At 59.4% G+C, this 14,158-nt stretch carries 14 protein-coding genes; 3 read left to right on the top strand and 11 right to left on the bottom strand.

The features are described from left to right. Nucleotides 1–2: 2 nt before the first annotated feature. From HV796_RS13870 to HV796_RS13855, 4 genes are all read right to left on the bottom strand, one after another. Nucleotides 3–293 (bottom strand): PAAR domain-containing protein, encoded by a 291-nt coding sequence (locus HV796_RS13870; RefSeq protein ID WP_175227073.1) that lies wholly within the window; start codon nt 291–293, stop codon nt 3–5. After that, the gene (locus HV796_RS13865; RefSeq protein WP_175227072.1) at nt 286–1,797 is read right to left on the bottom strand and encodes a hypothetical protein; all 1,512 of its coding nucleotides are present in this window, start codon (nt 1,795–1,797) and stop codon (nt 286–288) included. Before HV796_RS13865 ends, HV796_RS13870 begins: the two co-directional genes overlap by 8 nt. Next, nucleotides 1,748–5,350 carry a type VI secretion system Vgr family protein gene (locus HV796_RS13860; protein ID WP_175227071.1) on the bottom strand — a complete coding sequence of 1,201 codons (3,603 nt, stop codon included), beginning with the start codon at nt 5,348–5,350 and terminating at the stop codon, nt 1,748–1,750. The genes HV796_RS13865 and HV796_RS13860 overlap by 50 nt, the downstream gene beginning before the upstream one ends. A gap of 536 nt (nt 5,351–5,886) precedes the next feature. Beyond that, nucleotides 5,887–6,219 (bottom strand): hypothetical protein, encoded by a 333-nt coding sequence (locus tag HV796_RS13855; RefSeq protein WP_175227070.1) that lies wholly within the window; start codon nt 6,217–6,219, stop codon nt 5,887–5,889. A 236-nt stretch (nt 6,220–6,455) separates the two neighbouring features. Between HV796_RS13855 and HV796_RS13850 the strand changes: the two genes are divergently transcribed. Continuing rightward, nucleotides 6,456–7,193 (top strand): SDR family oxidoreductase, encoded by a 738-nt coding sequence (locus tag HV796_RS13850; RefSeq protein WP_175227069.1) that lies wholly within the window; start codon nt 6,456–6,458, stop codon nt 7,191–7,193. 196 nt (nt 7,194–7,389) lie between these two features. Then, nucleotides 7,390–8,124 carry a GNAT family N-acetyltransferase gene (locus HV796_RS13845; protein ID WP_175227068.1) on the top strand — a complete coding sequence of 245 codons (735 nt, stop codon included), beginning with the start codon at nt 7,390–7,392 and terminating at the stop codon, nt 8,122–8,124. A gap of 90 nt (nt 8,125–8,214) precedes the next feature. On the opposite strand, the gene HV796_RS13840 is transcribed toward HV796_RS13845, so the two are convergent. The 3 genes from HV796_RS13840 to HV796_RS13830 all read right to left on the bottom strand — a co-directional run bounded on the left by HV796_RS13840 (nt 8,215) and on the right by HV796_RS13830 (nt 10,453). Further along, the gene (locus HV796_RS13840; RefSeq protein ID WP_175227067.1) at nt 8,215–9,036 is read right to left on the bottom strand and encodes an alpha/beta fold hydrolase; all 822 of its coding nucleotides are present in this window, start codon (nt 9,034–9,036) and stop codon (nt 8,215–8,217) included. Between the two features lie 339 nt (nt 9,037–9,375). Then, nucleotides 9,376–9,849, bottom strand: coding sequence for a VOC family protein (locus HV796_RS13835; RefSeq protein WP_175227066.1), 474 nt, complete (start codon nt 9,847–9,849; stop codon nt 9,376–9,378). A gap of 127 nt (nt 9,850–9,976) precedes the next feature. Then, complete coding sequence (locus tag HV796_RS13830; protein WP_175227065.1) at nt 9,977–10,453, bottom strand: VOC family protein; 477 nt, start codon at nt 10,451–10,453, stop codon at nt 9,977–9,979. A gap of 244 nt (nt 10,454–10,697) precedes the next feature. Here HV796_RS13830 and HV796_RS13825 point away from each other — a divergent pair, with 244 nt between their 5' ends. Next, complete coding sequence (locus tag HV796_RS13825; RefSeq protein WP_246355851.1) at nt 10,698–11,177, top strand: low affinity iron permease family protein; 480 nt, start codon at nt 10,698–10,700, stop codon at nt 11,175–11,177. 1 nt (nt 11,178) lies between these two features. On the opposite strand, the gene HV796_RS13820 is transcribed toward HV796_RS13825, so the two are convergent. The 4 genes from HV796_RS13820 to HV796_RS13805 form a co-directional block, all read right to left on the bottom strand. Beyond that, nucleotides 11,179–12,462, bottom strand: coding sequence for an RNA polymerase sigma factor (locus HV796_RS13820; protein ID WP_175227064.1), 1,284 nt, complete (start codon nt 12,460–12,462; stop codon nt 11,179–11,181). An 8-nt stretch (nt 12,463–12,470) separates the two neighbouring features. Next, nucleotides 12,471–12,911, bottom strand: a complete 441-nt coding sequence (locus HV796_RS13815; RefSeq protein WP_175227063.1) for a VOC family protein — start codon at nt 12,909–12,911, stop codon at nt 12,471–12,473. Nucleotides 12,912–12,924: 13 nt separating this feature from the next. Beyond that, nucleotides 12,925–13,338, bottom strand: a complete 414-nt coding sequence (locus tag HV796_RS13810) for a YciI family protein (protein ID WP_175227062.1) — start codon at nt 13,336–13,338, stop codon at nt 12,925–12,927. Between the two features lie 167 nt (nt 13,339–13,505). Continuing rightward, entirely contained in the window at nt 13,506–13,859 is a 354-nt protein-coding gene (locus HV796_RS13805; protein ID WP_175227061.1) for a YciI family protein, read from the bottom strand. Between the last annotated feature and the right edge of the window lie 299 nt (nt 13,860–14,158).

The following is a 14,158-nucleotide window of genomic DNA, read 5'->3' as shown; positions in this document are numbered from 1 at the left end:
TGTCAATTTTCGTAAGTCCAGTCGCGCTGCGAGGCAATCAACTGTGGCATTGGGGAACACTGGCAGCGGCAGAAGTCGCCCTCCAGTGCGGGCAGCTTGCCGTCCACGGCGTCATCTTCTGAACGCGGGCCATTCGCAACGATGTGCCCGATAGAGCCACAGACGGGGCACTGCACCCGTGCCCCGAGGTAGCTCATGCCTCGATCATTCACACCAGTGTCCTCGATGCCATCGAGCACGGTGCCCTGCGCCGTGGTCCGGTCGAGGCGGAGAATGCAGGAACGTTCAGCCATGGGCGGCCCCTAGCCATTCCCATTCCGCGTATTTGCCGTCGACTGGCGGCATCGTCTCACCCCGACGACGCGTGACGATGCCTGCAAGCTGATACTGATATTCCGGTGGACCAAACCCGGAACTGACCGACACGCGCGGCACCCAGCGCCCGCTGCGCGGGCAGGTCACACCGGGTTTGCAGAACTGCGCGGTGTCTTCGATGATGTCAAATGACCACTGTTTGACGGGCGTAGGCGCGCTCGCTTCCCATATCCACTGCACAGGGCCGTCGATGTTGACGCCATTAAGCGATTCCATCGGCATCCTCACGTCTTCGATCGAGGCGACCTGTCCGGCCTTGAATGGCTTCAAGTACAAGCCGCGATAGTTCGTATCGGGGATAAGCCGCACCGCGCGATAGAGGCCATCCTCGACGAAGGTCTCGCCAGGCTTGACTGGGCGCCGCAACATGCTCGTGCGGTGGGTCTGCTCCCACTGCTCGCGCTCTTCAGGCGTCGATGGGTAGTCGCGGTCGATCTTGATGCGGGTTTTGATAGGTTTCAAGTCCACGTTAGTCGCAAGACCCCACCCATGACCTTCGTACTCAATTCTCATAAATGCAATTCCCGAAAAATCGTAAATTCCCTTAAGAGCCTTATAGTCAGGCATCACTTGGAATTTCAGGGTCTTACTATCGCCCGCCTTCAAAACCACAAATCCATCCTCAAATTCCTTCCGGTTTATTAGATTTGCATTATTCAATCCGAAAGCCCAAGATCCTTCTACTTTTTTCTTTTCACCATCCAACTCAACCTTGTTGACTGCGCCTACCCCCAACCGTCCGCTAACAGTAGTTCCTCCCCACTGGTCGGGCGTTTTAAATTTTACCCATCGAGTGCCAGAATTTATAAATCTCACGGCAACAATGTAATGGCCACTCTTATACTCCACAGCTGAAGTCTCGAAATCAAGTTTGATGATCTTACTACCTTCGCTCCATGCTCTTTCTGACAACTTAAACGGGACATCAAAAATACTTCGATTAAATCGTTCAGGAATTAATTGCATGGAACCACTGCGGCGAACGGCTTTCCCACCTTCATCAAGGCATACAACGCTAAATGTGGAGGGAGGGTCCACGGTCTCGGGACCACCACCTTGAATATCTTTATCACACAAATTCTGCGCAACAGTTCTCAATTCATGCAAATCAGATTTTTGAAGATTCAGGACAAAAACCCCCACGCCCGTCTGCGTGTCGTCGTTGATAGTATCTCCTTTGGCAAAATAAAATTTCCCTTCCCCATCGAAACTCAATTCCCTTGAACCATATTCAAGACCACCGGACCACGATAGTGAAAATGCCCCAGGATGCAGAGCACCGTTGTTCGCAGAATCAGCCATTGCACGCTCCCTGTTTGTCAATACCATTGTCAAAAGAAATACAGCCCTTAATAATCGCGCAACTTTCCATTCATTTCCTGCCAGTCTGCTTATTGGCACGAGATAACGCGGCAGCTTCATAGCCGACTCTCCAGAGTTTATTGGTATGTGCCGAAAACCATCTGCGAATATACTCAAGATAATAGGGCGGAATGGTTGCGACAGGGTTAAGGGCACCTCCACCCATGAGATTGGTTTCAGTATCAATTATCCAAATCTTGTTAGTCGCCGTGTTTCTGTCGGCCAGTGCAAAATCGATGTTCAAGCTGTCCTTAACATAAATCGAATGCACGAACCCACCCTGCATCCAATATTCATCAGGAAAATTAAATAAATGTCCCGTTTCATGTGCCTTGATCTGAGTTACTTTCTTTATTTTTCCACTACCAGTATTATCGAGATCATATTCCCACTCCGGCCAATTGTTAGCATCCGCCCGCTCGGTAGTCGGAAACAGATTAATAATAATATTCGGATTAAGTGCCGGCGCATCCGCTTCGCGCACGACATGTATATCCACACAGAATTTCACCGAAACACGACAACCGCAAGCACCACCTTTCTGGCATCCATCGAGAATCAGTTTATAATTCCCCTGATTTAACGTCTTCTCAATCATGTTCCTGTATGTCGAAGCGTCAACCTGCGCAGGATCACGATCGATCCGCTGCAAATTGAATGCCGCGAATGGCTTCTTAGAATTAGCTCCATTCTTAAAAGTCTCATATTGCGCGACGACATAATCTCCGTTCTCATCGCGCAATGGCTCTTTACTTACCGGATCAATTTTCACCAGCAGTCGGGGGACTAACACGGTAACGACCTTTGCCGTAAGCGTCTTGCCCTGCGAGTCGTAAGAAAAATGACACGTTGTAGTAGCCGTACCTGAACACATTTCCGGCTGTCCGTCCTTCATAAGCCGTTCGGTTCGTGTCCATCCGTATTTCTGGTACGCAGGCGTCTCCCGCTGCATCGTTGCCGACGCCGCGAAATCCGAAAGCTGCCAGTTACATGGTGCAGGGCTTTCGAGCTTGATCGGGTCCGGATTCCCTGTTGGCCCCTCAGTTGGCGCATTATGTGGGTCGTTCACCACCAGAGCGCCACGTCCTTTCTCGACCAGCGTGTTTCTTCCCGGCTGCGGCACGCCCGCGCCCCACGGATTCCCCCCATCACTCGACACACCACCACCGGCCGACACCATCGACCCTGCTTCCATCGACGGAGCAGGCGCCGCCGCCCCCGTATTGACCATGCCCGCCCACTGCGCCGTACCCGGTGCGGGTGCGATCTCCCGGATGAAGTTCGCATTGGAGCGCCATACCTCGCAGTCCGTCGTGAACGGCACGAGCGTCGGTGAGAACGCCGCACCACCTAAGTCCATCTGTGCGGGGCCAATCTTTTTCAGGCCACCTGTCCTGAACAGCGCCCCGCCACGTGAGCCGAACTCGATCCCGTCAGGTGCGATGCGAATATATGAACCGCCCGCGTTCAGCACGATCTCCCTGGGAGACTTCACGTGCAGCACGCCCTCCACCGTCTCCACCGTCATGTCACCGTGCGAGGCAAGCTGCATGCGGCCACGTTGGGCCTGGGCAACGAAGTCGCCCGCTGCCGTGATGAGGCTCATGCCCTTCTGCGAGAAGACCGACATCAGATCGCGCGCCGCAGCGGTGAACCGCTTGAGCGTGCTGAAGTGCATCCCCTTCTTCGTGGTCGCGATGAGCGAGCCGTCGGCGGCCACATGCACGCCGTCGCCCGACGCGATGCCTACAGGGCCGGGGCCGGTAACGAGCACACCGGGCCTTTTCAGTTCGTGCAGGCCGTCGTTGATCGCCTGCTGTGCGGCCAGGTCGGCGGGCGTCGCCTTCGACGCATCGGCGGACTCTGCAAGTGACTTGCTGAGCGCCTGGTGATCCTTAAACTGCGCATCCGTCTCGTCCATGGCGAGCACCTTGCCGCTGCCGCCCGCCTGGTTGTACGCCGTGACCATCACGCCCGCGCCGCCCCGATCAACCAGATGACCCGCCGTGCGCAACTCTGCCCCGGTGCCGCGCTCCTTCAGCTCACGGTCGGGAATGAAGCCCAGGTTGAGCTGTGAGCGGCCCGCTTCCTCGGTGCTCAGTTCGATGCCGCGCTGATCCTCAAAGTCGTCAAACCACAGCTTGTTGCCGCCACGCGTGCGGATTTCGCTGCGCGAGATGCGCCGCCGCGAACTGTTGATGAGGTCCGGATTCTCGGAATTCGGCAGAAACGCCAGCGCGAACGGCTTGTTCGGGTTGCCCTCATAGAAGCCCGCCACGCCGTGGTCACCGTCCACGGGCGGCATGTTCAAGCCCGAACGGTCGCGGCTGGCGAAGGGCTTCGCCATGCGAAGCGGCACGCTCTCGCCGCCTTTGGGCCACGTGCCGAAGTCGCAGTGGAAGCGCACGACAATGCGCCCTTCCGCGTCCAGGTAGGGGTAGGTGTATTGGTCCGGGGACGTAACCGTGAAGCCCAGCGTGTGAACCCGCGGCCACTTCGACTCATCGATCGGCATGCGATACGGACGGTTCGCCGGAATCGCACGGAACGTGTTGCGGTAATTCTGGTTACGCGCGCCTCGGTGAACGACCCTGAAAACGAACACCCCTTCCTTCGCGTCAAGGCCCGGCCTTTCCTCCGGCGCATAGGCGTCCATCGTGTCCACCTTCACGATGCTGCCGGGGCGGATCGCGGGCATCGTGGACTTCGCCTTGCACGTAACCTGTTGTGCACGCGCCGCCTCATGCCGCAATAGCGCTTCGCGCTTCGCGCCAGCCTCGTCCCCGTGCTGCGTGCCCCACACATAGGGCGTGCCCCGCATCGTCTGGTCGTCGTCGATGCTGAACTCGTCACGCGCACGGCCCTCGGCGCGATACAGGGTAAAGGCCTTCTCGGGGTTGTAGTCGGCCACGATGAACGAGTCCGGCACCGCACGCGTTCTGAGCTTGAGCGAATAGACTGATTCGTCAAATGTCAGAAGACCCGATGCAGGGCGATCCGGCAATCCGATGGCGGGCCGCGTGTAGCCGTCGATGTCGTCGGCAATCACGAGTACCTCGCCGTGCCTGCCTTCCTCCGTGAACCAGAATAGGCCATCCTGCTCCATTTCGAGCCTGCAATAGGCGAGGTCACCCATGTTGTACTGGAAGCGGAACGCATGCTTTGGATGCTGCCGCCGCAGACGCAGCTCCACCTGTAGCCACGGGCGCATGTTGTTGCGCTCGATGACTTCCTGGATGATCTCGGGAGATGACTTGTTCTGGTACGTGGCACAGTTGCTCGGGCCGTCGAGCGCCGCCAGTCGCTGGCCTATTACGACGAGGTAGGTGCACCCATCCGGTGAGCGAGACACCGAGTGGAAGCGTGTAACGAAACCGCGGAATTCACGGACCGGTATGCCTTCCTCGGTCTGGAACGAGAACTTCGCCCACTGGCCGAGAACGTCCTTGCGCGACACCGGTCCCGAAGTCGAAACCATTGCCTTGATCCTGTACGGCTCGCACACTTCCTCGCGAACTTCCCATTCGACTACCGACACTACGGGCACAGGTCGCGACTTGCGTCGTTCATCGTCCGATGCCCTGTCGTTCATATGACGCGTCAGGATTTCCATGTGGGCCGACTGCCGGCCCGTTATCAAACCTGATAGACGATCGGATTCCGCCATCCTAATTCTCTTGATTTGTTCTACTGAATATATGATCGTGAACACCCGGTTAAACGAACGGGCTCCCCGTGCTACGCGCACATCAAACGCGCGCAACAATACCACAAGTCATTGATTGATAAAGTCAGCTTTCCTAATTGATTCGCCCGCTTATGGGACGTAACTTAATTCCAGTGACAATTCTAGGAAAACCTGAGCGGAGAAATGAGCGAGGTCAAGTGGACGCTGACGCCTTTCGCCCCGACGTGCACCTTGCCGGATGCCTCGATCGGATTCCAGTCAATGTAGTGTTCGCGCATCGCGATGCACGTGTCGAAATCTGGCTACCGCGGAAGGCGTGACTACGAAGGTAACGGCGCGAGCAATGTCGGCGCTGAAAGCTTGCACACCGCAGTGCAACAAAACGCGGGAGCCAGCCACGGTGGGGTGCCACAGGCGAAAGGCGGGCCGCGCACATCACGCAGCCCGCGGCACCGCACCGATCAATGAGGACCGTTGGTGGGTTCCTCATGCGGACCGGTTTCGAGCGGCTTGTGCGCGTCGCTGCCGGCGCCCGGGAAGAACGCATTCCAGACCGCCCGCACACCCTCCGCCGCCGCCACTTCGGCGCCGATGCTCTCGGTCTCGCCGGATTGCGCCGGGTCCTTGCTCAGGCCGCGCCAGTGCGTGAATACGAGCGGCGGCTTTTCGGTCCACTCGCCTTCGATAAAGCGCGCGAACGCCGTGTCACCGCTCACCAGTTGCACTTCGTACCATCCCTCGCGCGCCGGCTTGTATTCGTCTAACGGAAACCACTCGGTCGGATCAATTTCCATATCGTCCCTCTCTCGGTTCGTCGGTCATGACGGGTGCCACACAACAGCTGACAGTATGCATTGTACGTGTGGAATGGATGCCTTTCGGCGCAGGCGCGCTGTTTGTGGCCGGCATTGCCGTGCGCACAAACATGTCCAATTTAATCGAACAACAAGGCCAAGTCGTTCGTACGTCATTCGTCATCGGCGAGACCAGAATTCCCTTCATACCGAACCCACGTTCATAGGAGAACGTCATGAATCGCTTTGAAGGTAAGACCGTACTCGTCACCGGCGGCAACGGCGGTATGGGACTCGTCACTGCGCAAGCTTTCGCAGCGGAAGGCGCGCGCGTCATCATCACAGGCCGCGATGAAACTGCGCTCGCCACAGCGGCCGCGACGCTCGGCAAATCGGCATTGGCGATCCGCAATGACGCCGGCTCGGCCGCCGCGGCGCGCGAACTCGCGCAACGGCTCACGGACGCGGACATTCGGCTCGACGCGGTGTTCATCAATGCCGGCGTCGCCCAATTCGCCGCGTTCACGGATGTCCCGGAATCGATGTGGGACGAGAGTTTTGACATCAATGTCAAAGGCCCGTACTTCCAGATTCAGGCGTTGACGCCGCTGCTCAACAAGGGCGCGTCCATCGTGTTGAATGGCTCGGTCAATGCGCACATCGGCATGCCGTCGTCGTCCGTGTATGCGGCAAGCAAGGCCGCATTGATCTCGCTAGCGAAAACGCTGTCGGCTGAGCTGCTGCCGCGTGGCGTGCGCGTCAACGTGATCAGCCCGGGGCCGGTCACCACGCCGCTGCATACCAAACTCGGCTTCGATGACGACACCCGAGCGCAGATCACGAGCCAGATACCGCTTGGCCGCTTTGGCTATTCGAGCGAAATTGCGGCGACCGTGCTGCACCTTTCGTCGCCGGAATCGGGCTTTATTGTCGGCACCGAGATTGTGATCGACGGCGGGATGATCCAGCTTTAAGCGCGATGTTGTATCGGCACGTGGCGCGGCGTGAAGCTGCGCCACGTGTTCAGGCTGGCTGGACACGGTTTGGCTCGTTGTGGCTCGTGTTGTTGCCTGCGTTGTGTCCTATCGGTCGCGACAGGCATACTTCCAGTCACGACACAAAACAACCCATGCGCCGGTCTTACCGCCGACGCCATCGAGGAGCGAAAACGTGCAGCGGAGAACCAACGAATTCGGTCAAGCGATCGGCACACCGGTGCCCGACTGGCATCAGGCGAAACTGCCCGATGACACGCCACTTACCGGACGCTACTGCCGGCTTGAACACGTGAATGTCGAACGGCACGCGGACGAGCTGTACGCCGCATACTGCCGTGCGTCCGATGCGCGCGACTGGACGTACCTGAATGTCGGGCCATTCGACTCGCTCGACGCATACCGGGCCTACGTGACGCGCATCGCTGACTTAACCGATCCGTTTCACTACGCAGTGATCGATCTTGCGACCGGCAAGGCGGTCGGCACACTCTCGCTGATGCGCATCGACGCGCCAAATGGCGTCATTGAAGTCGGCTCGGTGACCTATTCGCCGCTTTTGCAGAAAACCCGTGCGGGTACCGAAGCGATTTTTCTGTTGATGTGGCACGCGTTCGACACGCTCGGTTATCGCCGCTTCGAATGGAAGTGCGATTCGCTCAATGCACCGTCGCGAGCCGCGGCACTACGTTACGGCTTTACGTTTGAAGGAATCTTCCGGCAGGCCATTGTGTATCGCGGGCGTAATCGCGATACCGCGTGGTATTCGATCATCGACAGCGAATGGCCGGCCATTCGGGCAGCGTTTAACGCATGGCTCGAACCGGCCAACTTCAAAGCCGACGGCATTCAGGTGCGCAAGCTCGCCGATCTGGTCGACGCGCAACGCGTGCGCACCGATGCCGGTTGAACGATTCCCCGGCTGGCATAACGCAATGAACCATGGCGGCGCTTGCGAGGCATAGTCCGCGCCTCGCAAGCGCCGCGCTGCGCTGAGCGATCAGCCCTTGATGAACTCGAGCAGATCCGCGTTGATCTTATCCGCATGCGTCGCGCACATCCCGTGCGGCGCGCCCGCGACCACTTTCAGCGTCGCATTCTTCACGATCTTCGCCGACATCCGGCCTGCCGCATCGATCGGCACGATCTGATCGTCGTCGCCGTGAAGCACCAGCGTCGGCACGTCGATCTTCTGCAGATCAGGCGTGTAGTCGACTTCGGAGAACTCCTTGATGCACGCGTACTGGCCCACGATGCCACCGCGCATCCCCTGGCGCCAGAATTCGTCGATCGTGCCCTGCGATACTTTCGCGCCCTGACGGTTATAGCCGAAGAATGGCACCGCCAAGTCCTTGTAGAACTGCGAGCGGTTCTCCGCGACGCCTTTGCGAATGCCATCGAATACGTCCATCGGCAATCCGCCCGGGTTCGCCGCCGTCTTCAGCATCAGCGGCGGCACCGCGCCGATCAGCACCGCTTTCGCAACCCGCTTCGTGCCATGACGGCCAATATAATGCGCGACTTCGCCACCGCCCGTGGAATGACCGATTAGCACGGCCTCTTTCAGGTCGAGATGCTCGATCACGGCCGCGAGATCGTCCGCGTATGTATCCATATTGTTGCCGGTCGGCGTCTGCGACGAGCGGCCATGACCGCGGCGGTCATGTGCGATCACGCGAAAACCGTGCTGCACAAAAAACAGCAATTGCGGGTCCCACGCGTCGGCATCGAGCGGCCAACCATGCGAGAAGACTATCGGCTTCCCGCTTCCCCAGTCCTTGAAGAAGATATGCGCACCGTCTTTGGTTGTGACCGTATTCATCGTATGAGCTCCGTGCTGTTGGAAAGAACTGCGGACAAGTACCGCGCGTCGGCCGGTGCGAAAACGGACGGGCCGTCCGCTTTCTTCCGATCGATGCGATAAGCGATGCGATAGGCGATGCGATGCTTCGAATGGCGGGATTTCATCGGGCAAACGCGCAGTCATGCGCCGCCGATGGGTACGGATGGGAACGCAAAGGCACCGGCCCGCGATGCGAGTGCGCACTATCCGAGGCGCGTCAGATCAACTGACTGGATTATGCGTCGAAAATGCTGCGCGGCAAACAAACCTTGGTTTAGGTTGCGTATTCAACGTGGCTGTGTTCAGCCTGTCCGCGCGTTATGTGCCCGCGTAGGCATTCTCGAGCGCGCGGATGTCGAGTTTCACCATCCCCATCATCGCTTCCATGACGCGCTTCGACTTCACGCGGTCTTTGTCCTGCAGCATCGTGCGCAGCACGGTTGGGACGATTTGCCACGACATGCCGAAACGGTCAGTCAGCCAGCCACATTGCTGCGGCGTGCCGCCGTCCAGCAGCTTGTCCCACAGTGTGTCGACTTCCACTTGCGTTTCGCATTTGACGAAGAGCGAGATAGCCGGCGTAAACGTGAACTGCGGACCGCCGTTCAAACCGATGAACTCACGCCCTTCGATCTCGAACGTGACGGTCAGCACGCGGCCCGCCTTACTCGGGACGGCTTCGTTGTAATACATCACATCGGTGATCCGTCCATTGCCGAAGACGGATACGTAGAACTTCGCGGCCTCTTCCGCCTCGCCGTCGAACCAGAGACATGTTGCAATCCTGTCCATCGACACTCCTTGCTTGCGTGGTCGAACCGTTCGGGCCGTGAACCCGCACGGCGGCAGCGTGGCGCGCCGTCGTGCGATGTGCGCGGCCCGATAAACGGGAATTGATGCAACGGCGGTGTGCCGGTGACTAGTGGGACTTCATCATCTCCTGCATCGCAGCTTGCATTTCTTCGGGCGTCAGATCGACCTTGTGAGTGGCGACCGACCAGCGGTGGCCGAACGGGTCTTCCAGTTGACCGTAACGGTCGCCCCAGAACATATCGTCGACGGGCATGGTCACTTTCGCGCCGGCCTTGACCGCCTGCGCGACCGTTGCGTCGACATCGTTCACATACAAGTGGATCGTCACTGGCGTGCCCTTCAGTGCCTTCGGGCCAATTGCTCCGCCGCACTCCGGCATTTCGTCGACAAGCATCAATGTCGAATCGCCGATCTTCAGCGACGCGTGCATCAATTTGCCTCCGGGGCCCGGCATGCGAACCTGTTCGGTCGCGTTGAATGCTTTTTTGTAAAACTCGATTGCATCGGCGGCGCCGGCGCAGACGATATGCGGGGTCAGCGAATGCATGCCTTCGGGAATGGTTCTCGTGGCGGGTTTGGACATAGTCGTGGCTCCTGTCTATCGACGGTTAACGGGGTGGCGAAGCTGCACCGGACATCGTGGCTTCATCACGACGACGAGTAAGCCACCGTCATATCGACATACGCAAGGAGAAATTTCTCATTCCTGGCAAAGCGGCGCTGCCTTGCTGCACCGCAACGGCCGACCCGGCACGCGTCGTGCAAGAGCACCGATGGGACGCGTCAATTTGGCGTCCGAACGTATATTGTCGACAAGGGGACATCTCGTGACCCAGAACTGGTTCTCACGACTCTCGACCGCGCTTTCGACGATGGCAGGCAAGCCGGGCACGTTCATGATTGCGGCGCTGCTGGTCGTCATGTGGGGCGCGAGCGGGCCACTTTTTCACTTTAGTGACACATGGCAGTTGGTCATTAATACATCCACGACGATCGTGACGTTTCTGATGGTGTTCCTGATCCAGAACACGCAGAATCGCGACACCGCCGCCATGCAGATCAAGCTCGACGAATTGATCCGCGCGCTCGAGGGTGCGCACAACGCTTTACTGGATCTCGAAGAACTGGATGAAAAGGATCTGACGCGCTTTCGTAAGCGCTATGAGCGGCTAGCCGAAGACGCACGCACCAACTTGCGCTCGGGGGGCACCGACACCGATTCGCCATTTGTCGATTGTCATCGAACCGCCCCGGACGACGATACAAAGCCACCGCGCGACTCAGCGGCGCGTCAACGCCGGGTTTGATTCAGTGCGCGTCACGGCTCATTTGCTGCGCGCGTTCAAGCAGCAGATCGCGTTCGCGCGCATTGCGCGTCATCGCGGCCGCGCGTTCGAATTCGGCACGCGCTTCGTCGCGTCGGCCGAGCTTCGCCAGCAGGTCGCCACGCACGCTCGGTAGCCAGTGGTAGTTCGAGAGCGCGGAATCGGCGTCGAGCGCCTCGACGATCTCAAGGCCCGCAGCCGGCCCGAATGCCATGCCAACCGCGACCGCGCGGTTAAGTTCGACTACCGGCGACGGCGCAATCTGCGCGAGCGCATCGTAGAGTGCGACAATGCGCTCCCAGTCGGTTTCATCCGCCGTGCGCGCGCGTGCATGGCATGCAGCGAGCGCGGCTTGCAACGTATAGGGACCGCTGCTTCCGTCGAGCGACTCGGCGCGAGCGAGCGCCGCCAACCCGCGCCGGATCAGCAACGTGTCCCAGCGGCTGCGGTCCTGATCCAGCAGCAGCACCGGCTTGCCTTGCGCGTCGATGCGTGCCGCAAGACGCGACGCCTGGATTTCCATCAATGCGACCAGGCCGTGCGCCTCGCTTTCGTCGGGCACGAGCCCGGCAAGAACACGGCCGAGCCGCAACGCCTCCTCGCATAGCGCGGGGCGCATCCAGTCGTCGCCGGCCGTTGCCGAATAGCCTTCGTTGAAGATCAGATAGATCACTTCGAGCACCGACGCGAGCCGCGCCGCGCGCTCATCGGCTTGCGGGACTTCGAATGGCACCTTCGCCGCGGACAGGGTGCGCTTCGCTCGCACGATGCGTTGAGCAATCGTCGGTTCGGGCACAAGAAACGCGCGTGCGATCTCATCGGTCGTCAGGCCGCCCAGCAGGCGCAGCGTCAGCGCAACACGCGCATCGGTCGACAGCACCGGGTGGCACGCGGTAAACACCAGCCGCAAAAGATCGTCGCCGATATCGTCTTCGCGCGCGGCGTCGAGCGCATCGACAAAATCGGGCACCAGGTGCGCCTCGAGCGCGTCGAGGTCGTGGCCGAGCTCTTCGCGCTTTCTGGCGTGCAGTGCTTCCTGGCGCCAGCGGTCGAGCGCGCGGTTCTTTGCGGTCGCCATCAGCCACGCTCCCGGGTTGTCGGGCACGCCGGCCGCGGGCCAGTGCTCGAGCGCGGCGACCAGCGCGTCCTGTGCGAGTTCTTCGGCCACGCCGACGTCGCGCACGATCCGCGCGACGTGCGCGATGACCTTTGCGGATTCGATCCGCCACACCGCCTCGATCGCACGATGCGTCGCGGCCGTCGACACGGCCGCCTTCAATTGGCTGCCGGTGTGGCCGATGCCGCGGGGTGATCCGGCATCGGCACATTCGGGTCCATAAACGCGAGTTCCCAAATGTGGCCGTCGAGATCTTCGAAGCCGTGGCCGTACATGAAGCCGTAGTCCTGCGGCTTGCGCGGCGCCGTGCCGCCTGCCGCGACCGCTTTCGCGACGAGATGGTCGACTTCGGCGCGGCTGTCGCACGACAGACAGATCAATGCTTCGGTGCTTTTTGACGCGTCGATCAGCGGCTTGCTGGTGAAGGTGCTGAAGAACGGCTTGGTCAGCAACATCGTGAAGATGTTTTCGCCGACGATCATGCACGCCGCGTTCTGGTCGGTGAATTTCGGCTCGAACGTGAAGCCGAGCTTCGCGAAGAACGCTTTCGAGCGCTCGAGATCGTCGACCGCGATGTTCAGAAATATCTGCTTGTGCATGGTGCGCCTCGTGTCAGTGATTGGTGCCTTCGATCTTGCGAAAACGGTCCATCGACGGGCTCGGTTCGAAATCGTCGAGTCCGAACAGCGGCCGCACTTCGATCTCGCCTTCCGCATGTTCACCGAATGGCGCCGGGAAGCGCCGCGCCCACTCCATCGCTTCTTCACGCGAGCGCACCTGGATCAGCGTGTAGCCGGCCAGCAGCTCCTTGGTTTCGGCGAACGGACCATCGATAATCCTGCGCTGGCCGCCCTCGTAGCGGATGCGCCAACCCTTCGAGGTCGGCTGAAGGCCGCTTGCATCGAGCAGTACGCCGGCCTTCGCGAGTTCCTCGTGATAGACCGCCATCGCCGCGATCAATTCTTCTTCCGGCATCTTGCCGGCTTCGCTGTCCGCGTTCGCCTTCACCATGATCATGAATCGCATTGATATTTCTCCGTTGGATGGGCACCGGAGGCGCAAACGGAATGGTCAGCGCCTCCTTGCCAGCACGACGAACCAGCGCCTGCGGAATCGACAGGCGAAGCGGCACGCACACACCAGGGGAAACCCTTGGCGAAGTGGCTGATAAGCGGCCGGGTACTCGCCCGAGCCTACTCGTAGCAAGGTCCGAGCTTGCGCACTTCGATCGTGGACCACTGCGCGGCCGGGCACTCGGCCGCAAGCGCAACCGCTTCATCCTGTGTTTCGCAGTCCACCAGAAAGAACCCGCCGATCATTTCCTTCGCTTCGGCGAATGGGCCGTCAACCAGGCGCGCCTTGCCTTCTCGCACCTGCAGGCGCTTGCCCTTCTTCGCAGTCGATAGCGATTCCGCCGAGATCAGTACGCCGCGCTCATTCAGCGAGTCGCGGTAGCGCACCATTTCGTCGAAGACCGCGCGGCCGGCAACTTCACCGCGTTCGTCGCGCTGATCGATCGGTTCGACAACGAGCAGCATGTAAGCCATGGAACCTCCGATTGAAACGTCCACTGCAATGGATGCCGCCGCACCGGCGACGGCCGATTTTCAGTTTGCGACGGCAGTCTAGCAAGCAGATGCGGTGAGCGGCAAACGCGTGTGCGCAAAGGAGCGTCAACCCGGCTGAATGACGAGTCCGACAAGAAACGTAAATAAATATAACGTGCTTTATTGGGACAATAGTCTCTCCCTCTTTTCTGACATTTTATATCTGAACGAATTAGGACGCGTCTCAGTTATATCAATTTAAATTTGTGCATTCTATAAAGATAATTTACAAATTAATC

This window comes from Paraburkholderia humisilvae, assembly GCF_902859855.1.
In the GTDB taxonomy this organism is placed as follows: Bacteria; Pseudomonadota; Gammaproteobacteria; order Burkholderiales; family Burkholderiaceae; genus Paraburkholderia; species Paraburkholderia humisilvae.
Note: the sequence above shows the minus strand (reverse complement) of the source record. Positions and strands in the feature narration are given on the sequence as shown.